This window comes from Serratia myotis, from assembly GCF_027474885.1.
Taxonomy (GTDB): domain Bacteria; phylum Pseudomonadota; class Gammaproteobacteria; order Enterobacterales; family Enterobacteriaceae; genus Serratia; species Serratia proteamaculans.
Genome location: NZ_CP099707.1, coordinates 5,363,597 through 5,387,228, shown reverse-complemented (window position 1 = coordinate 5,387,228; position 23,632 = coordinate 5,363,597). Strand labels below are relative to the sequence as shown.

The window sequence follows — 23,632 nt, the reverse complement described above, 5'->3', positions numbered from 1 at the left end:
CGTTAAATCCCTTCTGCTTAAGCGGTGCGGTTCAACCAGGCCATGTACTCTTTCACGCCCTCGGCGACCGTTTTAAACGGTGCGTCATAGCCGGCGGCGCGCAGCTTGGTCAGATCGGCCTGGGTGAACGCCTGGTAGCGGCCCTTCAGCTTTTCCGGGAACGGGATGTTTTCTACCGTGCCTTTTTGGTGGAAGTCGACCACGGCATCGGCTACCGCCTGGAAGGTTTCCGCACGGCCGGTGCCGCAGTTGAAGATGCCGGACACGCCGCTTTTCAAGAACCACAGGTTGACTGCCGCCACGTCGCCGACGTAGATAAAGTCACGTTTGAAGTCCTGGCTGCCGTCGAACAGTTTTGGGCTTTCGCCGCGGTTGATCTGACCGTTCAGGTGGAACGCCACGCTGGCCATACCGCCTTTGTGACCTTCACGTGGGCCGTAAACGTTGAAGTAACGGAAGCCGCAAATTTGTGACTCTGCCTGCGGAAGGATTTCGCGCACATACTGGTCGAACAGGAATTTTGAGTAGCCGTAGACGTTCAGTGGCTCTTCAAATTGGCGCTCTTCAATAAACTCTTCACGGCCGCCGTAGGTGGCTGCGGATGAGGCATACAGGAACGGAATTTCGCGATCCAGGCAGTAGTGCAACAGGTCTTTGGAGTACTGATAGTTATTGTCCATCATGTACTTGCCGTCCCACTCGGTGGTGGAAGAGCAGGCACCCTCATGGAAGATCGCGTCGATTTCACCCAGATCGTCACCGGCGATGATGTTGGCGATGAAATCTTCTTTATCGATATAGTCGGCGATGTCGAGATCGACCAGGTTGGCGAATTTGGTGCCGTCTTTCAGGTTATCTACCACCAGGATATCGCGATACCCTGTGTCATTCAGCGCTTTAATGATATTGCTGCCGATCATGCCGGCGCCGCCAGTGACGATAATCATTGGGTTACCCCTGTTATTCTACCCGGTGGGACACAGTGCCCCACGCTCAATGCTGCTTATAATAGCATTTCATGTCGTCGCAAACATCGGACGGGCTCTGAATATCCCGCGATGTCGAGCTCCGCAGCACTTTGCCGTGATATCTGCTGCAATTTTCATATTCTCTCCCGCAGATTCTCGTCAGTTTGGTTACAAATCAGTAAAATATGTTGAAAACAGACCAATCCTGGAGATAACCGAATGTCCGCGTCTTTTTATCAGCAGTTGGAACAACAACTTGAGACCACCCGTAGTGAAGGGTTGTTCAAAGAAGAACGCATCATTATCAGCGCTCAGCAGGCAGATATTGCCGTTGCTGATGGTCGCCATGTGATCAACTTCTGCGCCAACAACTATCTTGGTCTGGCTAACCACCCGGCGATGATCGCAGCGGCCAAGGCCGGTATGGACAGCCATGGTTTCGGTATGGCGTCGGTGCGTTTTATCTGCGGCACCCAGGACAGCCATAAACAGCTGGAACAAAAGCTGGCCGATTTCCTGGGGATGGAAGACGCCATCCTGTACTCCTCCTGCTTCGACGCTAACGGCGGGTTATTCGAAACCCTGCTGGGCCCGGAAGACGCGATTATCTCCGATGCGTTGAACCATGCTTCTATCATTGACGGCGTTCGTCTGTGCAAGGCGAAACGTTATCGCTATGCCAACAACAACATGACCGAACTGGCTGCACAGCTGGAGCAGGCCAAGGCCGACGGCGCGCGCCACATTATGATCGCCACCGACGGCGTATTCTCAATGGACGGTGTGATCGCCAACCTGAAAGGGGTGTGCGACCTGGCTGACCAATATCAGGCGCTGGTGATGGTGGATGATTCCCATGCGGTGGGTTTTGTCGGCGTTAATGGGCGTGGTACCCACGAATATTGCGAAGTGATGGGCCGCGTCGACATCATTACCGGCACCCTGGGCAAGGCGCTGGGTGGGGCTTCCGGCGGTTATACCGCAGCAAAAAAAGAAGTGGTGGAGTGGCTGCGTCAGCGTTCGCGCCCTTATCTGTTCTCCAACTCACTGGCGCCAGCTATTGTCGCCGCTTCGATTAAAGTCTTGGAACTGCTGGAGCAGGGGGACGCGCTGCGCGATCGCCTGTGGGCCAATGCGAGTCTGTTCCGTGAAAAAATGACCGCGGCGGGCTTTGAGCTGGCCGGGGCCGATCACGCCATCATCCCCGTGATGTTGGGTGAAGCAAAACTGGCGCAGGATTTCGCCAATGCGTTGCTCAAGGAAGGCATCTATGTGACAGGTTTCTTCTATCCGGTGGTGCCGAAAGGCCAGGCGCGCATCCGCACCCAGATGTCCGCCGATCACACCCCGGAGCAAATTGAACGTGCAATTGCTGCGTTCATTCGTATCGGTAAAGATCTTGGCGTTATTGCATAAGGTAAAACCATGAAAGCATTGTCAAAACTGAAAGCGGAAGAAGGGATTTGGATGACCGATGTGCCTCAGCCGGAGCTGGACCATAACGACATCATGATTAAAATCCGTAAAACTGCGATCTGCGGTACCGATGTTCATATCTATAACTGGGATGAATGGTCACAGAAAACCATTCCGGTCCCTATGGTGGTCGGCCATGAATATGTCGGTGAAGTGGTTGCCATCGGCCAGGAAGTCAAAGGCTTCAGCGTGGGCGACCGCGTTTCCGGTGAAGGCCATATTACCTGCGGTCATTGCCGTAACTGCCGTGGTGGCCGTACGCACCTGTGCCGTAACACCACCGGCGTGGGCGTGAACCGTCCAGGCTCCTTTGCTGAATATCTGGTGATCCCGGCGTTTAACGCTTTCAAGATCCCGGATAACATTTCCGATGAGCTGGCATCTATCTTCGACCCGTTCGGCAATGCGGTGCACACCGCGCTGTCGTTTGATCTGGTTGGCGAAGACGTGCTGGTTTCCGGTGCCGGGCCGATCGGCATCATGGCGGCGGCAGTATGTAAGCACGTAGGCGCTCGTCATGTGGTGATCACTGACGTTAACGAATACCGTTTGGATCTGGCGCGCAAAATGGGCGTGACCCGTGCGGTAAACGTCAGCAAAGAGAATCTGACTGACGTGATGGCCGAACTGGGCATGACCGAAGGCTTTGACGTTGGGCTGGAAATGTCCGGTGCGCCACCGGCGTTCCGTTCGTTGCTCAACGCGATGAACCACGGCGGACGCATTGCCATGTTGGGTATTCCGCCGTCGGATATGTCGATCGACTGGAATCAGGTGATATTCAAAGGACTGTTTATCAAAGGGATTTACGGCCGCGAGATGTTTGAGACCTGGTACAAGATGGCTGCGCTGATCCAGTCGGGTCTGGATCTGACTCCTATCATCACCCACCGTTTCTCCGTTGACCAGTTCCAGCAGGGCTTTGACGCCATGCGTTCCGGCCAGTCCGGTAAAGTGATTCTGAGCTGGGATTAGTTTTAAGTTGCTGCTTAGGTGTAAAAAGGGCCGGAATTCCGGCCCTTTTTTTATGCTTTGGGTTTGTCTGGTGTTGAGTCTGTCCAGCGTTGCCACTGGCGTTTGATAAAGGTGACGGCTGGCGACTGCGTCACGCTTTCGCCGATCACGCCTATCGCCTTGCTGGCGTTGACTTTTTCCTTCGGCAACTTGACCTTACACTGTTTGATACCGCCGGTGAACGGGTTCTTCGGCTGTGGTTTCGTTGGCTTGACCGGTGGTGGGACGTAATTGCCACCGCTGCTGCTGCCCTGCGGCTCATTCAGCAGTGAGCTCGGTTTCACCAGCACAATATCGGCCGGCAGCGTCGGCAGCATTTGCTGTAACACTCTTACCGTCGCCGGGCGCGGGTGACCAATGGCTATGGCTGAACCATTACGTCGTGCCAACTCGACCGCGCGGTTGAACTGGCGGCGGATATCGGCTTCGTTGGCGGTATCGTCCAGGAACACCTTACGTTTGATCACCTTCACGTGCGTACCGGCTGCCGCGCGGGTGGCCTGACTGTTGCCGATGGTCATACTGTCGAGGAAATAGAGCTGGTAGCTGTCGAGTGCCTGCATCACTTTCTGCATGGCTGGCAGGCTGGAGGTCATGGCGCTGCCCATATGGTTATTCATACCCACCGCGTAGGGCACATTATTGACCGCATTGCGGATAATGCGCTGGATCTCTTCGCTGCTCATCGAAGGCTGCAGCGTATCACGCTCCAGCGGTTGCTTGCTGAGCGGTGCCATCGGCATGTGGATCAGCACTTCGCGACCCTGACTGTGGGCGCGGGTGGCCATTAAATGGGCATGAGGAGCATTGGGCAGTACGGCAACGGAAATCGCCGTCGGCATCTGCAGCACGGCGCCTTCTTCATGCGGCCGGTAGCCGACGTCATCAATAACGATGGAGAGTTTTCCTGCCTGTGCGGCGCAAACTTGCAGCAGACAGCCAATCAATACGGCAGTACGGATTTTGATATAGCGCAAATCTATCTTCCCAACCACGGTAGTGGGTTAACGGCCTGACCCTGGCGACGAATTTCGAAATAGAGCGACGGCGTTCCCTGGCCCCCGCTGGTACCCACCAAGGCGATTGGCTGACCGGCGCGCACCTGCGCCCCGACGTTGACCAACGCACTTTGGTTATAGCCATACAGGCTCATGTCACCCTTACCGTGTTCGATGACGACAACCAGACCATAGCCCTGCAGCCAGTCGGCCAGCAAGACACGGCCATCGGCGATGGCTTTCACTTCGCTGCCTTCGGAGGCCGAGATCACCATGCCTTTCCAGCGTAACTCGCCTTGCAGCTGTTCGCCAAAACCATGCAGAGTGCGGCCGCGCACCGGCCATATTGCCTGCCCATTCGGTCGGCCGAGGCCACCGGTACGGGCCATCAGCGAGCGGTCGGCTTCGCTTGGCTTATAACTGGTGCCGGTTTTCTTCGCCTGCTGTTCTTTGACGCGAACCTGCTCGCGCACCTTGGCGGCTTCACGGGCTTCGCGTTCCGCGCGGGCGCGGGCTTCACGTTCGGCCCGGGCGATCTTGTCGCGCATGCGAGTTTCGTTCTGGCGCAGTTCTACCAGACGCTGCTGGTCTTTTTCCAGCGAGGCTTCCAGTGCGGTCAGCGTTTTCTTACGTGCACCGCGTGCCTGCTCCAGCTTCTGTTGCTGCGTCTGCTGTTCGCCAAGCAGCGATTTCTGTTGGCCTTGCTTGGCGACCAGCGTGGTTTTTTGCTTCGCCAGTTCGGCGCGGGTTTGTTTCAGCTCTTCAATCGTTTGCTGGCGCGCTTCGTTCAGATAGCCGAAGTAAGCCAAAATGCGCTCGCTGCGCTGGCTTTCTTCACCACTGAGCACCAACTGTACGGCGCTGTGCTGGCCCTGTCGGAAGGCGGCATCCAGTTGTTTGGCTAGGATTTCTTGCTGGGTAGATTGCTGCTTTTGCAGCTTGGCGATTGAGGCATTCAGGCCGGAGATGTCTTTCCCCAACTGGCTCAATGTGCCCTGGGTGTCACGCAGCAGGCGACTGGCTTGCGCGATGGTTTTTTCTTGCTGCCTGAGCTGGTCCTGCAGTGAGCTGCGCTGTTGCTGCTGCTGTTTAACCGCCTTTTCTTTCTCGGCGATGCTCTGCTGGATGTCTTTGAGCTGGGATTTATTGTCCTCCGCCGCCTGGCTGGCTAACGGCAACAACAAGACGCCAGCGTAAAATACGCTGGCGCACATGGTGGTCAACTTCCTTGGCGCGGTGCGTTCAGGCAGCGGCTGGCTGCCTGTGTTTGCGCTTCGGGTTACCCTTGATAGTGCAAAAAACGCCTTTTCCCTCATGGAGAAGGATTATTCCACGATGAACAGCGGCTTACCAGTCATCTCTTGCGGGATTTCCATTCCCATCAGCGTCAGCATGGTCGGCGCGATGTCCGAAAGCTTGCCGCCATTGACTGCGCTGGCAGGCTTGCCGATATAAATCAGCGGGACTGGCAGGCTGGTGTGAGCGGTATGCGCCTGGCCGGTGGCCGGATCGCGCATTTGTTCGGCGTTGCCGTGGTCGGCAGTGATCAGCAACTGTCCGTCGGCAGCCTTGACCGCCTCGACCACCTGGGCGATACAGTTATCCAGTGTTTCTACCGCTTTTACCGCCGCGTCGTAAACGCCGGTGTGACCTACCATGTCGCCATTCGGGTAGTTGCAGATAATGGCGTCGTACTTGCCGCTGCCAATGGCGGTCAGCAGCTTATCGGTCAGTTCGGCGGCGCTCATTTCCGGCTGCAGATCGTAGGTAGCGACCTTCGGTGAGTTGACCAGCACGCGATCTTCGCCGGTGAACGGCTCTTCAACACCGCCGTTATAGAAGAAGGTGACGTGGGCGTATTTTTCGGTTTCCGAGATGCGCAGCTGGGTCTTGTCGTGTTTCATCAACCATTCGCCGAAGGTATTGCTTAACGACGCCGGCGGATAGGCGCAAGGAGCTTTGATGTCGGCGGCATACTCGGTCAGCATCACGAAATCACCAAAATGGATGACTTTGGCGCGTGGGAAACCGTCGAAATCAGCATTGACGAAGGAGCGGACGATCTGGCGTGCACGGTCAGCACGGAAATTCATGAAAATCAACGCGTCGCCGTCATGCAGCTCGGCAGAGGCTTCACCGGCGGCTTGCAGCACGGTCGGCTTGACGAACTCGTCGTTTTCACCGCGCTCGTAGGCGGCCTGCAAGGCGGTAACGGCGTTATCGGCCACGAAGTCACCCTTGGCCTGGGTCAGCAGATCGTAGGCCAGTTGCACGCGGTCCCAACGGTTGTCGCGGTCCATGGCGTAATAACGGCCAATCAGCGATGCGATGCGCCCGGTGCCCAGTTTGGCAAAGGCGTCGATGAAATGTTGCAGCGATTTTTCTGCGCTGCGGGGTGGAGTATCGCGACCATCCAGGAACGCGTGCAGGTAAACGGCTTTGGCACCGCGCTGTGAAGCCAGCTCAATCATCGCCAGAATGTGATCTTCGTGGCTGTGCACGCCGCCCGGCGACAGCAGGCCCATGATATGCACTGCTTTACCCGCCTGAACAGCCTTGTCGACCGCCGCCGTCAGCGTTGGGTTGGCGAAGAAATCGCCTTCTTTGATTTCTTTATCCAGTCGCGTCAGGTCTTGATAAACGATGCGCCCGGCACCCAGGTTGACGTGGCCGACTTCCGAGTTGCCCATCTGGCCGTCAGGCAGGCCGACATCCAGCCCGGACGCGGCGATCAGCGTATGTGGCTGCTGTTGCCACAGGCGGTCCATCACCGGCGTTTTGGCGTTCAGAATGGCGTTGTCCTGTTGTTCCTCGCGGTGGCCGTAACCGTCCAGGATCACCAGTACCATCGGCTTTTTGTTACTCGACATTGCGTTAACCTCGTTATGAACTTTATAAGTTGTGAATAGCCATTGGTCCATGGTCAGGCTAATGGCTATTCACTCTCAAAACCGTCTGATTTTACAACGTGGCCGGTTAAAAAGAGCCCAGAGAGATCAAAGTTGCGGTGAACAAGGCCGGCTTTTATGCTGTGGCACCGCGAATTTCTCAGCGTAGCCCGCAGTTTCTGCAATAGCGCTTGCTTATTGGCTGTATTTGCTGCACTCGGCAGGTATACTCTGGAACCTTGAGTTATTTTTTCCCTTAACTGACGGGAGTTGTTACACCCCATGCTGCAAGAAATTATGCAATTCGTTAGCAAGCATCCCATACTGAGCCTGGCCTGGATCGCCCTGCTGGTTGCGGTGATCGTCATGACGTTCAAGAGCAGTTTCTCCAAGGTGAAAGAGATCACCCGTGGTGAAGCCACCCGCCTGATTAATAAAGAAGATGCCGTTGTGGTTGATACCCGCAGCCGTGATGATTTCCGCCGAGGCCACCTGGCCAACGCCATCAACCTGACCGCCAGCGAAATCAAAAGCGGCAGTCTGGGCGAGTTGGAAAAACACAAGGCTCAGCCGATCATCGTGGTTTGTGCCAACGGCACCACTTCTCGCGAGCCGGCAGATAATCTGAGCAAAGCCGGTTTTGAAAACGTAGTTACGCTGAAAGACGGTATTGCCGGCTGGAGCGGGGAAAACCTGCCGCTAGTACGCGGTAAGTAATTCTTTAACGTATTTGAGGTGGTAATCCATGGCTAACATTGATATCTACACCAAAGCGACCTGCCCGTTCTGCCATCGCGCCAAGGCGCTGCTGAACAGCAAGGGCGCTGCGTTTAACGAAATCGCCATTGATGGTGATAATGAAAAACGCGAAGCGATGATTGCGCGCAGTGGGCGCACCACCGTGCCTCAGATTTTCATCGACGGCCAACACATTGGCGGCTGTGATGATTTATATGAACTCGATGCTCGTGGTGGTCTGGATCCGCTGCTTTAAGCGGGCGACTGCCGGTTACTGAGTGTCAATAAGGACGTTTAACCAAGGGTATTACACACATGTCAGAACAAAACAGCACCGAGATGGCTTTCCAGATCCAGCGTATTTATACCAAGGATATCTCCTTCGAAGCACCAAAGGCTCCGCAGGTTTTCCAGCAGGAATGGCAGCCAGAAGTTAAACTGGATCTAGATACCGCTTCCAGCCAGCTGGCTGACGAAGTGTATGAAGTTGTACTGCGCGTAACCGTGACTGCGTCCCTGGGCGAAGAAACTGCGTTCCTGTGTGAAGTGCAGCAGGCGGGTATCTTCTCCGTAGCGGGCATCGACGGCACGCAGCTGGCGCATTGCCTGGGTGCATACTGCCCGAACATTCTGTTCCCGTATGCGCGTGAGTGCATCACCAGCCTGGTTTCTCGCGGTACATTCCCGCAGTTGAACCTGGCACCGGTTAACTTTGACGCGCTGTTCATGAACTATCTGCAGCAGCAGTCCGAAGGCGAAGGTGCCGCACCACATCAGGATGCCTGATGAACACCGTCAATGCTTCAATGACCGTAATCGGTGCCGGCTCGTACGGCACCGCATTAGCCATTACGCTGGCGCGTAATGGCCACTCCGTGGTGCTGTGGGGCCATAACCCCGAGCAGATCCAAAAGATGCAGCACGACCGCTGCAACCAGGCATTTCTTCCTGACGTAGCTTTCCCCGATACGCTGTTGCTTGAAGCCGATCTGGCGCGCGCGCTGGCTGCCAGCCGCGATGTGCTGGTGGTGGTACCAAGCCATGTGTTCGGCGATGTGCTGCGTCAGTTGAAACCGCATCTGCGCCCGGATGCCCGCATTGTGTGGGCGACCAAAGGGCTGGAAGCGGAAACTGGCAGGCTGTTGCAGGACGTGGCGCGTGAAGCGCTGGGCGAGGCTATTCCGCTGGCGGTGGTCTCTGGACCGACGTTTGCCAAAGAGCTGGCCGCCGGGCTGCCAACCGCGATTGCGCTGGCTTCTACCGATGCGCAGTTCGCCGAAGACCTGCAGCAGTTGCTGCACTGCGGCAAAAGTTTCCGGGTTTACAGTAACCCCGATTTTATCGGTGTACAGCTGGGCGGGGCGGTGAAGAATGTGATTGCCATCGGTGCCGGGATGTCAGACGGTATCGGTTTTGGTGCCAATGCGCGTACTGCACTGATTACCCGTGGCCTGACGGAAATGACCCGCCTCGGCTCTGCGCTGGGTGCGGACCCATCGACCTTCATGGGCATGGCCGGGTTGGGCGATCTGGTATTAACCTGCACCGATAATCAATCGCGCAACCGCCGTTTCGGTATTATGCTGGGGCAAGGTAAAGGCGTGCAAGAAGCGCAGGACAGCATCGGTCAGGTGGTCGAGGGCTATCGCAATACCAAAGAAGTTTTGGCATTAGCGCAACGCTACGGTGTGGAAATGCCGATTACCGAACAGATTTACCAGGTGCTGTATTGCCATAAAAATGCCCGGGAAGCTGCGCTGAGCCTGCTAGGGCGCACCAGAAAAGACGAAAAACACAGCGCATAACCTATGAATTGGGCTGCCTGATCGCAATGCGGTGAGGCGGCCTGTTTTGCAAGGCGGAGAGGAACCTGATGTCGTCAGAAGAGTTAGAGCAGGTCTGGAATAGCATCAAATCAGAGGCGAGAGAGCTGGCTGAGTGTGAACCGATGCTGGCTAGCTTTTATCATGCGACGTTGCTCAAGCACGACAACCTGGGTGGTGCGCTCAGCTATATTCTGGCAAACAAGTTGGCTAACCCGATTATGCCCGCCATTGCGGTGCGTGAAGTGGTGGAGGATGCCTACCTGGCCGATCAGCAAATGATCGCTTCAGCGGCACAGGACATCCTGGCGGTGCGCCTGCGCGACCCGGCAGTAGACAAGTACTCAACGCCGCTGCTGTACCTGAAAGGCTTCCACGCCCTGCAGGCTTACCGTATTGGCCACTGGTTGTGGCTGCAGGGGCGGCAGGCGTTGGCAATTTATCTGCAGAACCAGATTTCGGTCGCCTTCGGCGTAGATATCCATCCGGCGGCGACCATCGGTTGCGGCATCATGCTTGACCATGCGACCGGCATTGTGATCGGTGAAACCGCGGTGGTCGAAAACAACGTATCTATTCTGCAGTCGGTCACTCTTGGTGGTACCGGCAAGACCAGCGGCGATCGTCATCCGAAGATCCGCGAGGGTGTAATGATTGGCGCCGGGGCTAAGATTCTCGGCAATATCGAAGTGGGTAAAGGCGCGAAAATTGGTGCCGGCTCGGTGGTGCTGCAATCGGTGCCGCCACATACCACGGCTGCCGGGGTGCCTGCGCGCATTGTCGGTCGACCGGAAAGCGATACGCCATCGATGGATATGGATCAGTACTTTAACGGTACCAACCACGGCTTTGAGTACGGCGACGGTATTTAAGCTGGCGGGTTGTTAAATAATACAATCAGGGGAGCTTCGGCTCCCCTGATGCTTTCTGGCGCGGAGTTAACCTTGTTTCGGGAACGCTACGGTATCGGCGACCATTTGATCGATTGCCGCTTTGACTTGTGCTTCCGTTACCGGTGCGCTGTCGTTGCTGACGGTTTCACCGTAGCTCTTGCGAACAACCTCAAGCACTGTCTTGCCGGTGTCTTGATCAATCAATTGCGCTTCCAGGAACAGGGTGGTGTTTTGCGTCCGGTGGCCCGTCGCGGCCATCGTACTGGCCACCACAGCGGCAACCGGCACCACCTCATAGAATTTCATGTCTTCATCTTCGGCGGATACGGCGGTGATCGCCACCTTGGCCAGCAATACGCGAGAACCCGTTGGGCTCTTAAGTACGGTTGTGCGCTCGGCTATCGCTTTTCTCATACTTTGGTCGGTGTAGTTTCTAATTTTGTCCAGTGTCTGCTGGCTGACGCGCGCGGTAGGTTTCGCCACCGGGTAATAGACTACCGGTGCAACATATACACCCCGGTAGTTGGATTCTTTAAAGTTAGGATCGATCCAACGCAGCGTTGTATGTCCGCTTGGTGAGCTGGTTTCCTGCAGTTTGCTGTAGTCCGGCAGGAAGCCTGAGTACTGCTCTGTTTTTGTTACTTTGGATGCACAACCCGCCAGCAACAGGCCAGCTGCCAGTACCGCTATGGCAACGCTCAAGCGTTGTTTTTTCATACGATTTCCTATGATGAGTGCCGATAACCCTTACAAAACATAGCTCATTATCTTCTGCTACAGCGAATGTTTTCAGCGCCGGGCGTGCCATGTTTCAGAGCGACTTATCAGGATCGTGATGTGTGGCTTGTTTTTACCTGTGCTGTTCTTGGTCAGGGCTTGATCAGGGCACCCGCGTAGTCCAGCTGCCGCCAGGCTTCATACACCACCACGGCTACGGCATTAGACAGGTTCATGCTGCGGCTTTGTGCCTGCATCGGGATGCGAATTTTCTGCTGCGCGGGCAGGGCTTCGAGGATCTCGGCTGGCAGTCCGCGGGTTTCGGGACCGAACAACAGGTAGTCGCCAGCCTGATAGCTGACTGCACTGTGTGCCGGGGTGCCTTTGGTGGTCAGGGCAAACAGCCGCTGCGGATTTTCGCTGGCGATAAAGGCGGCGTAATCGGCGTGTCGTTGGATACTGGCGAATTCATGATAATCCAGCCCGGCGCGGCGCAGGCGTTTGTCATCCCACGGGAAACCCATAGGTTCTATCAGGTGCAGTTGAAAACCGGTATTGGCGCACAGGCGGATGATATTGCCGGTATTGGGTGGAATTTCAGGTTCGAATAAAACAATGTTCAGCATGTAAAAAGCCCCTCATGACGAGGGGCGCAGAATAGCAAAATCTTACCGGCCTGTCTTAGGCGATCAGCGCTGATGCAAGGGTAACCACAACACCAGACGCAAACCACCGAGCGGGCTGTCTTCCGCTTTCACCCAGCCGCGGTGCTGGTTGACCGCCGCCTCTACGATTGCCAGGCCCAAACCGGTGCCACCGGAGGCGCGATCGCGCGCTTCGTCGGTGCGATAAAACGGTCGGAAAATTTGTTCGCGATCTTCCGCACTGACGCCGGGGCCATCATCATCGACCACAATGGTGATACCCTGATTGTCGGCGCTGAATGCCACGGCGATACGGGTGTTCGAATAGCGCAGGGCGTTACGTACGATATTTTCCAGCGCGCTGTCCAATGCGCCGGCATTGCCGAATAGCGTCCACGGACCCGGAGGGGAGGTAACCTCCAGTTGTTTGCCCATTTGTTCTGCTTCGAAGCCCGCGTCATCCAGCACATTGGCCCACAGTTCATTAGCCAGTAGCCGTTCACGTACCAACTCGCTTTTCTGCTGCCCGCGTGACAATACCAGCAGATCGTTGATCATCGAGTCCAGGCGCTGCGCTTCGGTCTCGATACGCGCCAGTTCACGCCCTTCACCGTGGCGACGGCGCATTAACGCGGTCGCCAATTGCAGACGGGTCAGCGGGGTGCGCAGCTCATGCGAGATGTCGGAGATCAGCCGTTGCTGAGCGGTCATCATGCGTTCCAGCGAGCTGACCATTTGGTTGAAACTGGCACCGGTAGCCAGAAACTCTTGCGGCCCGGCTTCGAGCTCCGGATGTTGTTTCAGGTTGCCGCGTGCTACGTCATCGGCCGCGTTTTTCAGTTTGCGTGCCGGTTTTGCCAGGCTCCAGGCCAGCCACAGCAGTAATGGGGCGCTGATCAACATGGTGACGATCAGCAGCAGCAGCGGCCGGTCGAACATCAGGTTGATGAAGTCGGATTGTGGGCTATTGGCGGGACGGATCAGGTACAACTGGTAGTTGTCTTCACCATCACGTACGGAGAATGGGCCGACCAGTTCGACACGGCCGTATTTTTTCTTCTTCGGGTGGTCGGAATTATCAGATTGGCCGATAAAATTACGCACCAACTGCATTTCGTTGCGCTGCATGTTGCCAATCACCCGGCCTTCGCTGGTGACCAGGAGCAGCCGCTGCCCCGGTGGGGCCCATTTTTCGATGGCGCGGAATAAGCGCCGCCACCACATCAGGTCGTTGGCCGGATCGTTTTGCAACTCGGCCTCGACATGTTGTTCCAGCATCAGCCCCTGCCGCTGCTCGCTGTCCAGCAGCGAGGTCATTTGGCGGGAGTCGAGCTTGGGCACCATCAACACCAGCATCAGCACCAGGGCTAATGTGAACCAGAAAATGGCGAAGATGCGTGCCGTCAAACTGTTGATCATGTCGCAGATACCATTAAGTAACCCCGACCACGCAACGTTTTGAACCACGGATGGCCATCTTTGCGGTTCGGCAGTTTACGTCGCAGGTTGGAGATATGCATGTCGATGGCGCGATCGAACGGTGTCAGGCGTTTGCCCAGCACTTCCTGGCTCAGCAGTTCACGTGACACCACCTGGCCGAGATGCTGCGCCAGCAGGTACAGCAGGGTAAATTCGGTGCCGGTGAGATCCAGCGTTTGGCCGTCGAAACTGGCTTCCTGACGGCCCGGGTTGAGCTGCAAACCGTCAACGTCCAGCGTGGGTGCGCCGGTATCCACGTTTTGCTGCTGTTCGCTCCAGTTGGAACGGCGCAGGATCGCACGAATACGCGCCACCAGCTCACGATCGTTAAAAGGTTTTGGCAAGTAGTCATCGGCACCCAGTTCCAGGCCCAACACGCGGTCGAGTTCACTGCCGCGTGCGGTCAGCATAATGACCGGCGTCTGGTGGTGCTGTCGCAGTTCTTTTAAGGTATCGATACCGTTTTTCTTCGGCATCATGATATCGAGCAACAGCAGATCGATGGAGCTGTCCAGAAGCGACAACGCCTGTTCACCATCGTAAGCCACGACGATGGTAAAGCCTTCCATTTCAAGCAGTTCTTTTAACAGCGAGGTCAGCTCGCGGTCGTCGTCAACTAACAGAATTTTATTCATTGTGTATTTTCCTCCTGACGCAAAATACGTCATCAACTGTTGGCATTCCATGACTTTACGTAGTTTTACATGCACTGACGCATGTTTGCAGGTGCAGCAGTACACTGCTCCTCGTTGATTCGCAAAGTGAGAAAGCACGAGGAGTTAAAATGCGTAAGGTGACCGCATTAGTTATGGCATCAATGCTGGCAATAGGTTCTACCGCTGCGTTCGCTGCCGACACTACATCGGAAACTGTACCGACTCCCGGAAGCGACGCGATGACCAGAGCACCCGGTCAGCACCATATGTTTGATGGTGTCAGCCTGACCGAAGAGCAGCGTCAGCGAATGCGCGATTTAATGCGCCAGGCGCGCCACGATCTGCCTGGTGTCAATGTAGCTGAAATGGAAGCCATGCATAAGCTGGTGACCGCAGACAAATTTGATGAAGCCGCCGTGTATGCCCAGGCGGAACAGATGGCTCAGCAACAGGTTAAGCGCCAGGTCGAAATGGCCAGAGTGCGCAACCAAATGTATAACCTGCTGACGCCACAGCAAAAAAGTGTTTTAGACCAGAAGCATCAGCAGCGCATGCAGCAGATGGAGCAACAAATTTCTGGTTTGCAGCAAACTTCTGCCCAGAAGTTAAGTATGACTGAGTAGTCCCTGTTTTTCCTTGCCATAGACACCATCCCTGTCTTCCCCCGCCATGATGGCGGGGTTTTTTTTGTCCATCATTCCGCTATATTGACCCTCTTAATGTTTAACCGGGATGGGTTATGGAACCGCAATATGCGCGTCTGGTGAAATCCGCTGCGTTAGCTGCCACCGCATTGGCCTCCATACTGTTAATGATCAAAATTGTCGCCTGGTACCACACCGGTTCAGTGAGCTTGCTGGCGGCGTTGGTGGATTCTTTGGTGGATATTGCCGCATCGCTGACTAATCTGCTGGTGGTGCGTTATTCGCTGCAGCCGGCTGACGAGGAACACACTTTCGGGCACGGTAAGGCCGAGTCATTGGCTGCGCTGGCACAAAGCATGTTTATTTCCGGCTCGGCCCTGTTTTTGTTCCTGACGGGTTTCCAACATCTGTACTCCCCGGAAACGCTACGTGATCCCGGCATTGGTATTGCCGTGACGGTGGTGGCCTTGTTCAGCACCTTGCTCTTGGTCACATATCAGCGTTGGGTGGTAAGAAAAACCCGCAGTCAGGCGGTGCGAGCAGATATGCTGCATTATCAGTCAGATGTCATGATGAATGGTGCTATTCTTATAGCGCTTGCGCTAAGCTGGTACGGTTTTCAACGGGCGGATGCGCTGTTTGCATTGGGCATTGGCGTCTACATTCTTTATAGCGCGCTGCGGATGGGTCATGAGGCGGTGCAATCGCTGCTGGACAGGGCATTGCCGGACGATGAACGTCAGGCGATCATCGATGTGGTTTCTTCCTGGCCAGGGGTGAAAGGTGCACACGATTTGCGTACCCGCCAGTCTGGCCCGACGCGTTTTATCCAGTTGCATCTGGAGATGGACGATGCGTTGCCACTGATGCAGGCACATCTTTTGGCCGAGCAGGTGGAACAGGCATTGTTGCATCGTTTCCCCGGAGCGGATGTCCTCATCCATCAGGACCCCTGTTCCGTGGTACCAGAGGGGCGACAGGGGCGTTGGGAGCTATAATCAATGTAGGGCCGGTGAGAGCCGTTTTGCGGTTAGCTCAGCGTGCCATGGTGGCTTTTTACCGCAATATTGCGTGACTTGAATCAATTCAGCTGGGTGTTTTTGTTATAATATCCAGCAATAAGCCGTAAAGCTGGTTTTCTGCAGCCGGAGAGGTTTCAAGACAATCGGCGAATACAGAATTCTTAAGAAATTGCATCTACAGTTCAGAGGTAGTCATGATCAAGAAAATCGGTGTACTGACAAGTGGCGGTGATTCGCCGGGTATGAACGCTGCGATCCGTGGCGTTGTGCGTGCTGCCCTTTCAGAGGGTCTGGAAGTTTTTGGTATTTACGATGGCTACCTTGGTTTGTACGAAGATCGCATGGAAAAATTGGACCGCTACAGCGTGTCCGATATGATCAATCGCGGCGGCACCTTCCTCGGTTCAGCCCGTTTCCCGGAATTCAGAGACGACAGCGTACGCGCCAAGGCGATTGAAAACCTGAAAAACCGCGATATCGATGCGCTGGTGGTCATTGGCGGTGATGGTTCCTATATGGGTGCCAAACGCCTGACGGAAGAGGGTTTCCCTTGTATCGGTCTGCCTGGCACCATCGATAACGACGTGGCCGGTACCGACTACACCATTGGTTATTTCACTGCGCTTGAAACCGTGGTGGAAGCGATTGACCGGTTGCGCGATACCTCATCCTCACATCAGCGTATTTCCATCGTTGAAGTGATGGGACGTTATTGCGGCGATCTGACGCTGGCGGCGGCTATCGCCGGTGGTTGCGAGTTTATCGTGTTGCCTGAGATTGAGTTCAACCGCGAAGATCTGGTGTGTGAAATCAAGGCTGGCATCGACAAAGGTAAAAAACACGCGATCGTGGCGATCACCGAACACATCTGCGATATCGATGAGTTGGCGCGCCATATCGAGCAAGAAACCAAGCGTGAAACCCGCGCCACCGTGTTGGGTCATATTCAGCGCGGTGGTTCGCCGGTAGCTTACGACCGCATTCTGGCTTCCCGCATGGGCGCTTACGCCATCGAGCTGTTGTTGCAGGGCTACGGTGGTCGCTGCGTCGGTATCCAAAACGAGAAGATGGTGCATCACGACATCATCGATGCGATCGAAAACATGAAGCGTCCCTTCAAGGGCGACTGGCTGGAAACGGCGAAAAAACTCTACTGATCCCGTTTTAATTCAGGCAATAGAAGCCTCCGCATGCGGAGGCTTTTTTTATCCCCAGCAGCAGATATATTCCATAATCGTCTAGCCCAACATTTTTTATTCTTTAATTGATAGGAGAGTTTCTGGCAGGCTCTGATGCTAAATCAACCGATTGAGGTTGCGATTATTTTTCCTGGGAGAGCGAGTCGATGCGTATGCGTAAATGGGGTGTAGGTCTGACAATCATGCTGCTGGCGTCTGGTGCCATGGCGAAAGATATCCAATTGCTGAACGTTTCATACGACCCGACGCGTGAATTCTATCAGGAATATAACACCGCATTCGGTAAATACTGGCAGCAACAGACCGGCGATAAAGTCACTGTACGCCAGTCGCATGGTGGTTCAGGCAAGCAGGCGACCTCGGTCATTAACGGCATTGAGGCCGACGTGGTGACACTGGCGCTGGCTTATGACGTGGATGCTATCGCCGAGCGCGGACGCATTGATAAAGAGTGGATCAAACGCCTGCCGGATAACTCGGCACCTTACACCTCGACCATTGTGTTCCTGGTGCGAAAAGGCAACCCAAAACAAATTCACGACTGGGCAGATTTGATTAAACCCGGTGTCTCGGTGATTACTCCGAACCCGAAAACCTCCGGCGGTGCACGCTGGAACTATCTGGCTGCCTGGGGTTACGCGCTGCATCAGAACAATAACGACCAGGCCAAGGCGCAGGAATTCGTTAAAAACCTGTATAAGAACGTCGAAGTGCTGGACTCCGGTGCGCGCGGCTCAACCAATACTTTCGTTGAACGTGGTATCGGCGATGTGTTGATCGCCTGGGAAAACGAAGCGCTGCTGGCGGAAAAAGAGCTGGGCAAGGACAAGTTTGAAATTATCACCCCGAGTGAATCGATTCTGGCTGAGCCGACCGTGTCGGTGGTGGATAAGGTGGTTGATAAGCGCGGTACCCGTGATATCGCTACGGCTTACCTGAAGTATTTGTATACGCCAGAAGGGCAAACCATCGCGGCGAAAAACTATTACCGTCCACGTGATGCGGCAGTGGCGGCCAAGTTTGCCGACCAGTTCCCGAAACTGAAGCTGTTCACCGTGGATGATACTTTCGGTGGCTGGACTCAGGCGCAGAAGGTGCACTTCGCCACTGGCGGTGTGTTCGACGAAATCAGCAAGCGTTGATAGTCGTATCATTGTCAGGTTGCTTAATTCATTGATAAACCCCATTTTAATGGGGTTTATTTTTGTCGACTGCAGGTTGTAGTGTTTTTACACTGCCTCCCGGCTAAAAATAGAGTCGGGATCAGGAAGTAATAATATGGCGGATGATATTTCTCACCATCTCACGGTCGAGGGTATCATTCAGATGTGGATTTCTCACTGCACGTACCGACAACCCTTCCAATAAAGCTGAAACGATCTCACAACGCGAGACCGTCTCCGGCGAGTTATTGCCAAGCAACGCGTAGAATTCCTGGAATACTTCCTGATCATGGCGCTCAACCAAATCTGCGATCGAGGGGTTACGCGCCACTTCTGCAAGGATCTCCATATTTAATACAGCGTTCTCCCTATCCAGATAGCGGGTGACGCTTTGCGAAGTGATATCTACTACGGCAGTGACTACATCTGCGTGCTGCATTGATTCTTTGGATTTTTCGATCAGCAATTCGAGCTCACTGCGTTCACGCTCGACAATGGCCTCAACGATCCCTTCCTTGCTTGCGAAATAGTGGTAGATATGGCCGGAACTCATACCGGCGGCAGCGGAAATTTTCGCCATGCTGCTGCGATGAAAGCCTTCGCGACGAAAGCACTCTGCAGCCGCTTCGAGAACTTGTTCCTTGCGACGGCGGGCAATCGCCGTGTCGCTTGGTTTTTTAGCTACTACCATGTTCTATCCTCAGGAAAGAGTTTGGGCTCTGCACCGCGAAAGTTTCTCGATTTGGTGAGTCCCGACGCTGTTGTAAATGCAAGCATGAAATGTGCAACCCGTGCGCAACCCCACAAAACATCTGGACAATTATAGGTCGATTGCTCAATCTATTTTGAGATTATCATTGTAAAAAGGCCAAGGCCATTTTTTTTATAGTCATTTATAGGTCGATTGACCAATCTATATTTTGTAATCCAGAGAGCCTTTAATGAACAAAAGTCACAAATTGATGGTGGCGAAATCACCATCAGCAGGGAAGAGCGCTGCGCTCCTGATTAGTATTTGTTTTGCTTTAACCGCGTGTGAAAAAGCGCCCTCCAGTTCCTCAGATGTCCCCCTGACAGAGGTCGGTGTCGTCACGGTTAAACCAAAATCAGTCCAACTTTCCTCAGAATTTCCCGGCCGTACGAATGCTTTTTTGATCGCAGAAGTTCGTCCACAAGTCAGTGGCGTATTGCTCAAGCGCGAGTTCAGGGAAGGTTCGAATGTCAGTGCTGGCCAAGTTCTCTACCAGATTGATCCCGCCCCCTACCGTGCCACATTGGCGCGTGCGGAGGCCAGCCTGGATTCTGCAAAACTGTTGTTCGAGCGTTACCAGCGTTTGGTCCAGACGCATGCAATCAGTCAACAACAGCGTGACGATGCGCGGTCACAGTACCTGCAGGCAAAAGCTGTCGTTGAAAGCGCCCGTATTGACCTGAACTACACCCGTATTGCAGCACCCATTTCGGGTCACATTGGGCGCTCCACGGTGACACAAGGTGCTCTTGTTACGGCCAGCCAAACGACCGCGCTGGCAACAATACAACAGCTAGACCCGATCTATGTCGATATCACCCAGCCCGCCACAACATTGCTTGAACTCAAGGAAAACCTGACCAGTGGCCAGCTCAAGAGTGCAGGTAAAGGGCAGGCAGAAATTCGTGTGATGCTCGATAACGGAAGAATTTATCCGCATCCGGGCACATTGCAGTTTTCCGAGGTCAGCGTTGATGAGAGCACGGGGGCGGTAACGCTCCGGGCTGTGGTCCCAAATCCGGAAGGGATCCTGCTACCCGGGATGTTCGTGCGGGCGCAGTTGCAGGAGGGCGTGAGTGAACAGGCGCTGCTGATACCCCAACGCAGTGTGACTCGTGATACTCAGGGAAAGGCGAATGCACTGATCCTGGATGATGAAGATCGGGTGCTACAGCGGTCATTGGTTACTGAGCGCAGCATTGACGGGCAATGGCTTATCCGGGACGGTTTGCACGTGGGTGACAGGGTGATCGTCGACGGGATCCAGAAAGTACAGCCTGGAATGCAGGTCAAGCCAATGCCGGTATCCGAAGTTCTCACCCACGGGGTCAACACCATCAAGTCAGATGCAGGCAAATAAGAGAAACCTATGTCCAGATTTTTTATAGACCGCCCCATCTTTGCCTGGGTTATCGCCATCGTCATCATGTTAGCTGGCGCCTTGTCGATTATGAAGTTACCGGTCAATCAGTATCCCAATGTTGCACCACCAGCCATCGGCATTATTGCCGGTTATCCCGGTGCCTCGGCGCAGACTGTTCAAGATACCGTTACCCAGGTGATCGAGCAGCAGCTCAATGGATTGGACGGACTCCGCTACATGCGGTCCGAAAGTAATTCAGATGGTAGTGTGACGATCGTGGTCACTTTCGAACAGGATGTTGACCCAAACATTGCCCAGGTACAGGTGCAGAATAAGCTGCAACTGGCAACTCCGATGCTTCCTCCAGTGGTCCAGCAGCTCGGTCTGCGCGTCATCAAGTACCAGGTTAATTTTATGGTGGTAGCCGCTCTGGTTTCGCAGGACGGGAAACTCGACAACTATGCGCTGGGTGACCTGATTGTTTCACAGTTGCAGGATCCGCTTAGCCGAACCAAAGGTGTGGGGGACTTTTTCGTGATGGGTGCCCAAAATGCTATGCGTGTCTGGCTCGATCCACTCAAGCTCAACAACTTCAAGTTGATGCCAAGTGACGTATTGGCGGCAATCGAAGCGCAGAACGTTCAGGTGTCCTCGGGTCAACTCGGTGGTCGCCCCTCAGGGCCCAAGGTCGGTCTTAATGCCACAGTGATCGGTAAAACCCTGTTGCAAACCCCCGAGCAATTCCAGGACATCTTGCTCAAGGTTAATCCTGACGGCTCTCAGGTTCGCCTGAGAGATGTGGGTGAAGTTAGCCTCGGTTCGGAAAGTTACACCTTTGACAGCCTGGTCGACGGTCACCCTAGTGCAGGTATTGCACTGCGTCTGGCCAGTGGCGGCAATACCCTGGGTGCGGTCAAGGCAGTGCGTCAGGTACTGACCGATTTGGCACCGACTCTGCCGGCGGGTGTCAAGGTTATCTACCCGTATGACACTGCGCCCGTAGTCAGCGAATCGATAAATGGGGTTGTGCATACGCTGGTCGAAGCTATCGTGCTGGTTTTCCTAATTATGTTCCTGTTTCTGCAGAACTGGCGGGCTACGCTGATCCCCACTCTCGCGGTACCTGTGGTGCTTTTAGGTACCTTCGGGGTGATGTCGGCATTTGGTTTCTCGATAAATATCCTCACCATGTTCGGCCTGGTACTGGCCATCGGATTGTTGGTAGATGATGCCATCGTGGTGGTGGAGAACGTCGAACGGCTGCTGATTGAGGAGCAATTGTCCCCGTTGGAGGCGACACGCAAGTCAATGGATCAGATCTCCGGTGCACTGGTGGGTATTGGGCTGGTGTTATCCGCAGTGTTTGTCCCGATGGCATTCTTCGCGGGCTCTACCGGGGTGATTTATCGCCAGTTCTCATTGACTATCGTTACCGCGATGTCTCTGTCGGTGTTAGTGGCACTGATTTTCACCCCGGCGCTGTGTGCGACCATCCTCAAACCGATTCACAACCACCAAGAGAAGAAGGGGTTCTTCGGTTGGTTTAATCGTACCTTCGAACGCAACACGCTGAGGTATGAACGTGGCGTATCGCGTATGGTGGCCGGTCGTGGCCGCTATATGCTGGTTTTTGTGCTTATCGTTGGTGCGCTAATACTCCTCTTTCCGATGATGCCGACATCGTTTCTGCCAGATGAAGACCAGGGCACCATGCTGGTGCAGGTCGAATTGCCCTCGAATGCCACTTTGGATGAAACTGCAGCGGTGCTGGCTCAGGTTCAGCAATACTTCGAGAAAGAAGAAAAAGAGACCGTAGATTCGGTATTTACAGTCGGTGGGTTCAGCTTTGCCGGTCGGGGCCAGAATTCAGGGTTGGCATTTGTCCAGCTCAAGCCTTGGGAAGAACGTCAAAGTACGGTATTCGATCTGCAGGCGCGTTCGATGAAACATTTCAGAAAAATCAAGCAAGGTTCCGTGCTGGCCTTCGCGCCGCCGGCAATCATGGAGTTAGGTAACGCCACAGGTTTTGATCTGTTCTTGCAGGACTACAGTGGACTTGGCCATGAGCATTTGATGCAGGCGCGGGAGCAGTTCCTGACTGAAGCGGCTAAAAATCCGGCGCTGGCGTTGGTTCGTCCAAACGGTAAGGGTGATGAACCCCAGTATCAGGTTTTGATCGATGACGAAAAGGCGCGTGCGCTGGGCGTCAGTCTGGATGAGGTTAACACGACAATGTCAGCCGTCTGGGGCTCGACCTATGCCAACAACTTCCTTGACCGTGATCGTATCAAACGTGTGTACATCCAGGGCGTGTCCCAGGCACGTATTACTGAAGAGGATTTCAGCAAATGGTACGTGCGCAATGCCAACGGTGAAATGGTTTCTTTCGCTTCCTTCGCCAGCGGAAAATGGATAAAAGGCTCACCGAAACTGGAGCGTTATAACGGGGTTCCGGCCGTTGAGATCCTGGGTGAACCTGCCTCCGGTTACGGTTCTGGCGACGCGATGAAAGCGGTGGAAGACATTGCTGCTAAGTTGCCTACTGGCGTAAGTGTAGCCTGGACAGGCCTGTCCTATGAGGAGCGGTTGTCGGGTTCTCAGGCGCCAGCATTATATGCGGTGTCAATCATTGCGGTGTTCCTGTGTCTTGCAGCACTGTATGAAAGTTGGTCTATTCCATTGTCGGTGCTGCTGGTCATCCCGCTGGGTGTGCTCGGTACCGTGGTCGCAACGCTAATGCGGGGAATGGCGAACGATGTTTTCTTCCAAATCGGTTTGTTGACCACTGTCGGTCTGTCGGCCAAGAACGCCATTCTGATCGTCGAATTTGCCAAGGACCTGCATGAAAAAGGGGGACGTACGCTGGTAGAGGCGGCTGTGGAAGCCGCGCGACTTCGACTGCGTCCGATTATCATGACGTCGCTGGCCTTCACCATGGGTGTGCTGCCTCTCGCACTGTCCAGTGGTGCGAGCTCCGGCAGTAAGCATGCGATCGGCACCGGTGTGGTTGGTGGTATGGTGACGGCCACCTTCCTCGCCATCTTCTTCGTTCCGCTGTTTTACGTTCTGGTCGCATCGTTCTTCCAAAAGCATCGCAAGGCAGGTGATTCGGAGGCGGATGAATAAGATTGACCCATAACTGACAAGGTTGCAGCGATGCTGCCTGCTTTATGGAGGTCACCGAGTCGGGCACCCA

General features: G+C 54.7%; 22 protein-coding genes. 13 read left to right on the top strand and 9 right to left on the bottom strand.

Translation table 11 applies throughout. From position 1 onward, the window contains the following. Positions 1 to 17: 17 nt before the first annotated feature. A complete protein-coding gene (gene rfaD, locus NHG65_RS25305; protein ID WP_207979990.1) occupies positions 18 to 947 on the bottom strand; it encodes an ADP-glyceromanno-heptose 6-epimerase in 930 nt (309 codons plus the stop codon). A gap of 240 nt (positions 948 to 1,187) precedes the next feature. On the opposite strand from rfaD, the gene kbl reads away from it, so the two are divergent. Next, positions 1,188 to 2,384, top strand: coding sequence for a glycine C-acetyltransferase (gene kbl / locus NHG65_RS25300; RefSeq protein ID WP_207979988.1), 1,197 nt, complete (start codon positions 1,188 to 1,190; stop codon positions 2,382 to 2,384). A gap of 9 nt (positions 2,385 to 2,393) precedes the next feature. After that, a complete protein-coding gene (gene tdh / locus NHG65_RS25295; RefSeq protein ID WP_499182794.1) occupies positions 2,394 to 3,419 on the top strand; it encodes an L-threonine 3-dehydrogenase in 1,026 nt (341 codons plus the stop codon). A gap of 50 nt (positions 3,420 to 3,469) precedes the next feature. Here the strand turns inward: tdh and NHG65_RS25290 are convergent, their stop codons facing one another. The 3 genes from NHG65_RS25290 to gpmM are packed head-to-tail and all read right to left on the bottom strand — an operon-like array spanning position 3,470 to position 7,326. Next, complete coding sequence (locus tag NHG65_RS25290; protein ID WP_099063892.1) at positions 3,470 to 4,435, bottom strand: divergent polysaccharide deacetylase family protein; 966 nt, start codon at positions 4,433 to 4,435, stop codon at positions 3,470 to 3,472. Positions 4,436 to 4,437: 2 nt separating this feature from the next. Then, positions 4,438 to 5,772: a murein hydrolase activator EnvC gene (envC, locus tag NHG65_RS25285; RefSeq protein WP_099063891.1), complete on the bottom strand. Its 1,335-nt coding sequence runs from the start codon at positions 5,770 to 5,772 to the stop codon at positions 4,438 to 4,440. Between the two features lie 9 nt (positions 5,773 to 5,781). Then, positions 5,782 to 7,326 (bottom strand): 2,3-bisphosphoglycerate-independent phosphoglycerate mutase, encoded by a 1,545-nt coding sequence (gene gpmM / locus NHG65_RS25280; protein WP_099063890.1) that lies wholly within the window; start codon positions 7,324 to 7,326, stop codon positions 5,782 to 5,784. A 300-nt stretch (positions 7,327 to 7,626) separates the two neighbouring features. On the opposite strand from gpmM, the gene NHG65_RS25275 reads away from it, so the two are divergent. The 5 genes from NHG65_RS25275 to cysE all read left to right on the top strand — a co-directional run bounded on the left by NHG65_RS25275 (position 7,627) and on the right by cysE (position 10,777). Next, a complete protein-coding gene (locus NHG65_RS25275) occupies positions 7,627 to 8,061 on the top strand; it encodes a rhodanese-like domain-containing protein (RefSeq protein WP_085120037.1) in 435 nt (144 codons plus the stop codon). A gap of 28 nt (positions 8,062 to 8,089) precedes the next feature. Further along, positions 8,090 to 8,338, top strand: coding sequence for a glutaredoxin 3 (gene grxC / locus NHG65_RS25270; protein ID WP_012147490.1), 249 nt, complete (start codon positions 8,090 to 8,092; stop codon positions 8,336 to 8,338). Between the two features lie 59 nt (positions 8,339 to 8,397). Beyond that, positions 8,398 to 8,868 (top strand): protein-export chaperone SecB, encoded by a 471-nt coding sequence (gene secB / locus NHG65_RS25265; RefSeq protein ID WP_012147489.1) that lies wholly within the window; start codon positions 8,398 to 8,400, stop codon positions 8,866 to 8,868. Then, positions 8,868 to 9,887, top strand: coding sequence for an NAD(P)H-dependent glycerol-3-phosphate dehydrogenase (gene gpsA, locus NHG65_RS25260; protein WP_099063889.1), 1,020 nt, complete (start codon positions 8,868 to 8,870; stop codon positions 9,885 to 9,887). Before secB ends, gpsA begins: the two co-directional genes overlap by 1 nt. A gap of 68 nt (positions 9,888 to 9,955) precedes the next feature. Next, positions 9,956 to 10,777 carry a serine O-acetyltransferase gene (gene cysE / locus NHG65_RS25255; protein WP_099063888.1) on the top strand — a complete coding sequence of 274 codons (822 nt, stop codon included), beginning with the start codon at positions 9,956 to 9,958 and terminating at the stop codon, positions 10,775 to 10,777. A 66-nt stretch (positions 10,778 to 10,843) separates the two neighbouring features. On the opposite strand, the gene NHG65_RS25250 is transcribed toward cysE, so the two are convergent. From NHG65_RS25250 to cpxR, 4 genes are all read right to left on the bottom strand, one after another. Next, on the bottom strand, positions 10,844 to 11,515 hold the full coding sequence (locus NHG65_RS25250) for a DUF3313 domain-containing protein (RefSeq protein WP_099063887.1): 672 nt from the start codon (positions 11,513 to 11,515) through the stop codon (positions 10,844 to 10,846). A 152-nt stretch (positions 11,516 to 11,667) separates the two neighbouring features. Next, on the bottom strand, positions 11,668 to 12,141 hold the full coding sequence (trmL, locus tag NHG65_RS25245) for a tRNA (uridine(34)/cytosine(34)/5-carboxymethylaminomethyluridine(34)-2'-O)-methyltransferase TrmL (protein WP_085120033.1): 474 nt from the start codon (positions 12,139 to 12,141) through the stop codon (positions 11,668 to 11,670). Positions 12,142 to 12,204: 63 nt separating this feature from the next. Next, positions 12,205 to 13,578 (bottom strand): envelope stress sensor histidine kinase CpxA, encoded by a 1,374-nt coding sequence (gene cpxA, locus NHG65_RS25240; protein ID WP_099063886.1) that lies wholly within the window; start codon positions 13,576 to 13,578, stop codon positions 12,205 to 12,207. Continuing rightward, positions 13,575 to 14,273, bottom strand: coding sequence for an envelope stress response regulator transcription factor CpxR (gene cpxR, locus NHG65_RS25235; protein ID WP_004953234.1), 699 nt, complete (start codon positions 14,271 to 14,273; stop codon positions 13,575 to 13,577). Before cpxR ends, cpxA begins: the two co-directional genes overlap by 4 nt. Before the next feature lie 149 nt (positions 14,274 to 14,422). Between cpxR and cpxP the strand changes: the two genes are divergently transcribed. The 4 genes from cpxP to NHG65_RS25215 all read left to right on the top strand — a co-directional run bounded on the left by cpxP (position 14,423) and on the right by NHG65_RS25215 (position 18,301). After that, on the top strand, positions 14,423 to 14,917 hold the full coding sequence (cpxP, locus tag NHG65_RS25230; protein ID WP_207979986.1) for a cell-envelope stress modulator CpxP: 495 nt from the start codon (positions 14,423 to 14,425) through the stop codon (positions 14,915 to 14,917). 116 nt (positions 14,918 to 15,033) lie between these two features. After that, on the top strand, positions 15,034 to 15,936 hold the full coding sequence (fieF, locus tag NHG65_RS25225) for a CDF family cation-efflux transporter FieF (protein ID WP_099063884.1): 903 nt from the start codon (positions 15,034 to 15,036) through the stop codon (positions 15,934 to 15,936). 218 nt (positions 15,937 to 16,154) lie between these two features. After that, the gene (gene pfkA / locus NHG65_RS25220) at positions 16,155 to 17,117 is read left to right on the top strand and encodes a 6-phosphofructokinase (RefSeq protein WP_085120029.1); all 963 of its coding nucleotides are present in this window, start codon (positions 16,155 to 16,157) and stop codon (positions 17,115 to 17,117) included. Positions 17,118 to 17,311: 194 nt separating this feature from the next. Beyond that, complete coding sequence (locus NHG65_RS25215) at positions 17,312 to 18,301, top strand: sulfate ABC transporter substrate-binding protein (protein WP_099063943.1); 990 nt, start codon at positions 17,312 to 17,314, stop codon at positions 18,299 to 18,301. Positions 18,302 to 18,422: 121 nt separating this feature from the next. On the opposite strand, the gene NHG65_RS25210 is transcribed toward NHG65_RS25215, so the two are convergent. Continuing rightward, positions 18,423 to 19,013 (bottom strand): TetR/AcrR family transcriptional regulator, encoded by a 591-nt coding sequence (locus tag NHG65_RS25210; protein ID WP_207979984.1) that lies wholly within the window; start codon positions 19,011 to 19,013, stop codon positions 18,423 to 18,425. Positions 19,014 to 19,263: 250 nt separating this feature from the next. Between NHG65_RS25210 and NHG65_RS25205 the strand changes: the two genes are divergently transcribed. Then, complete coding sequence (locus tag NHG65_RS25205; RefSeq protein ID WP_499182793.1) at positions 19,264 to 20,433, top strand: efflux RND transporter periplasmic adaptor subunit; 1,170 nt, start codon at positions 19,264 to 19,266, stop codon at positions 20,431 to 20,433. 9 nt (positions 20,434 to 20,442) lie between these two features. Further along, positions 20,443 to 23,562 (top strand): efflux RND transporter permease subunit, encoded by a 3,120-nt coding sequence (locus NHG65_RS25200; protein WP_207979982.1) that lies wholly within the window; start codon positions 20,443 to 20,445, stop codon positions 23,560 to 23,562. The last annotated feature ends 70 nt before the right edge of the window (positions 23,563 to 23,632 follow it).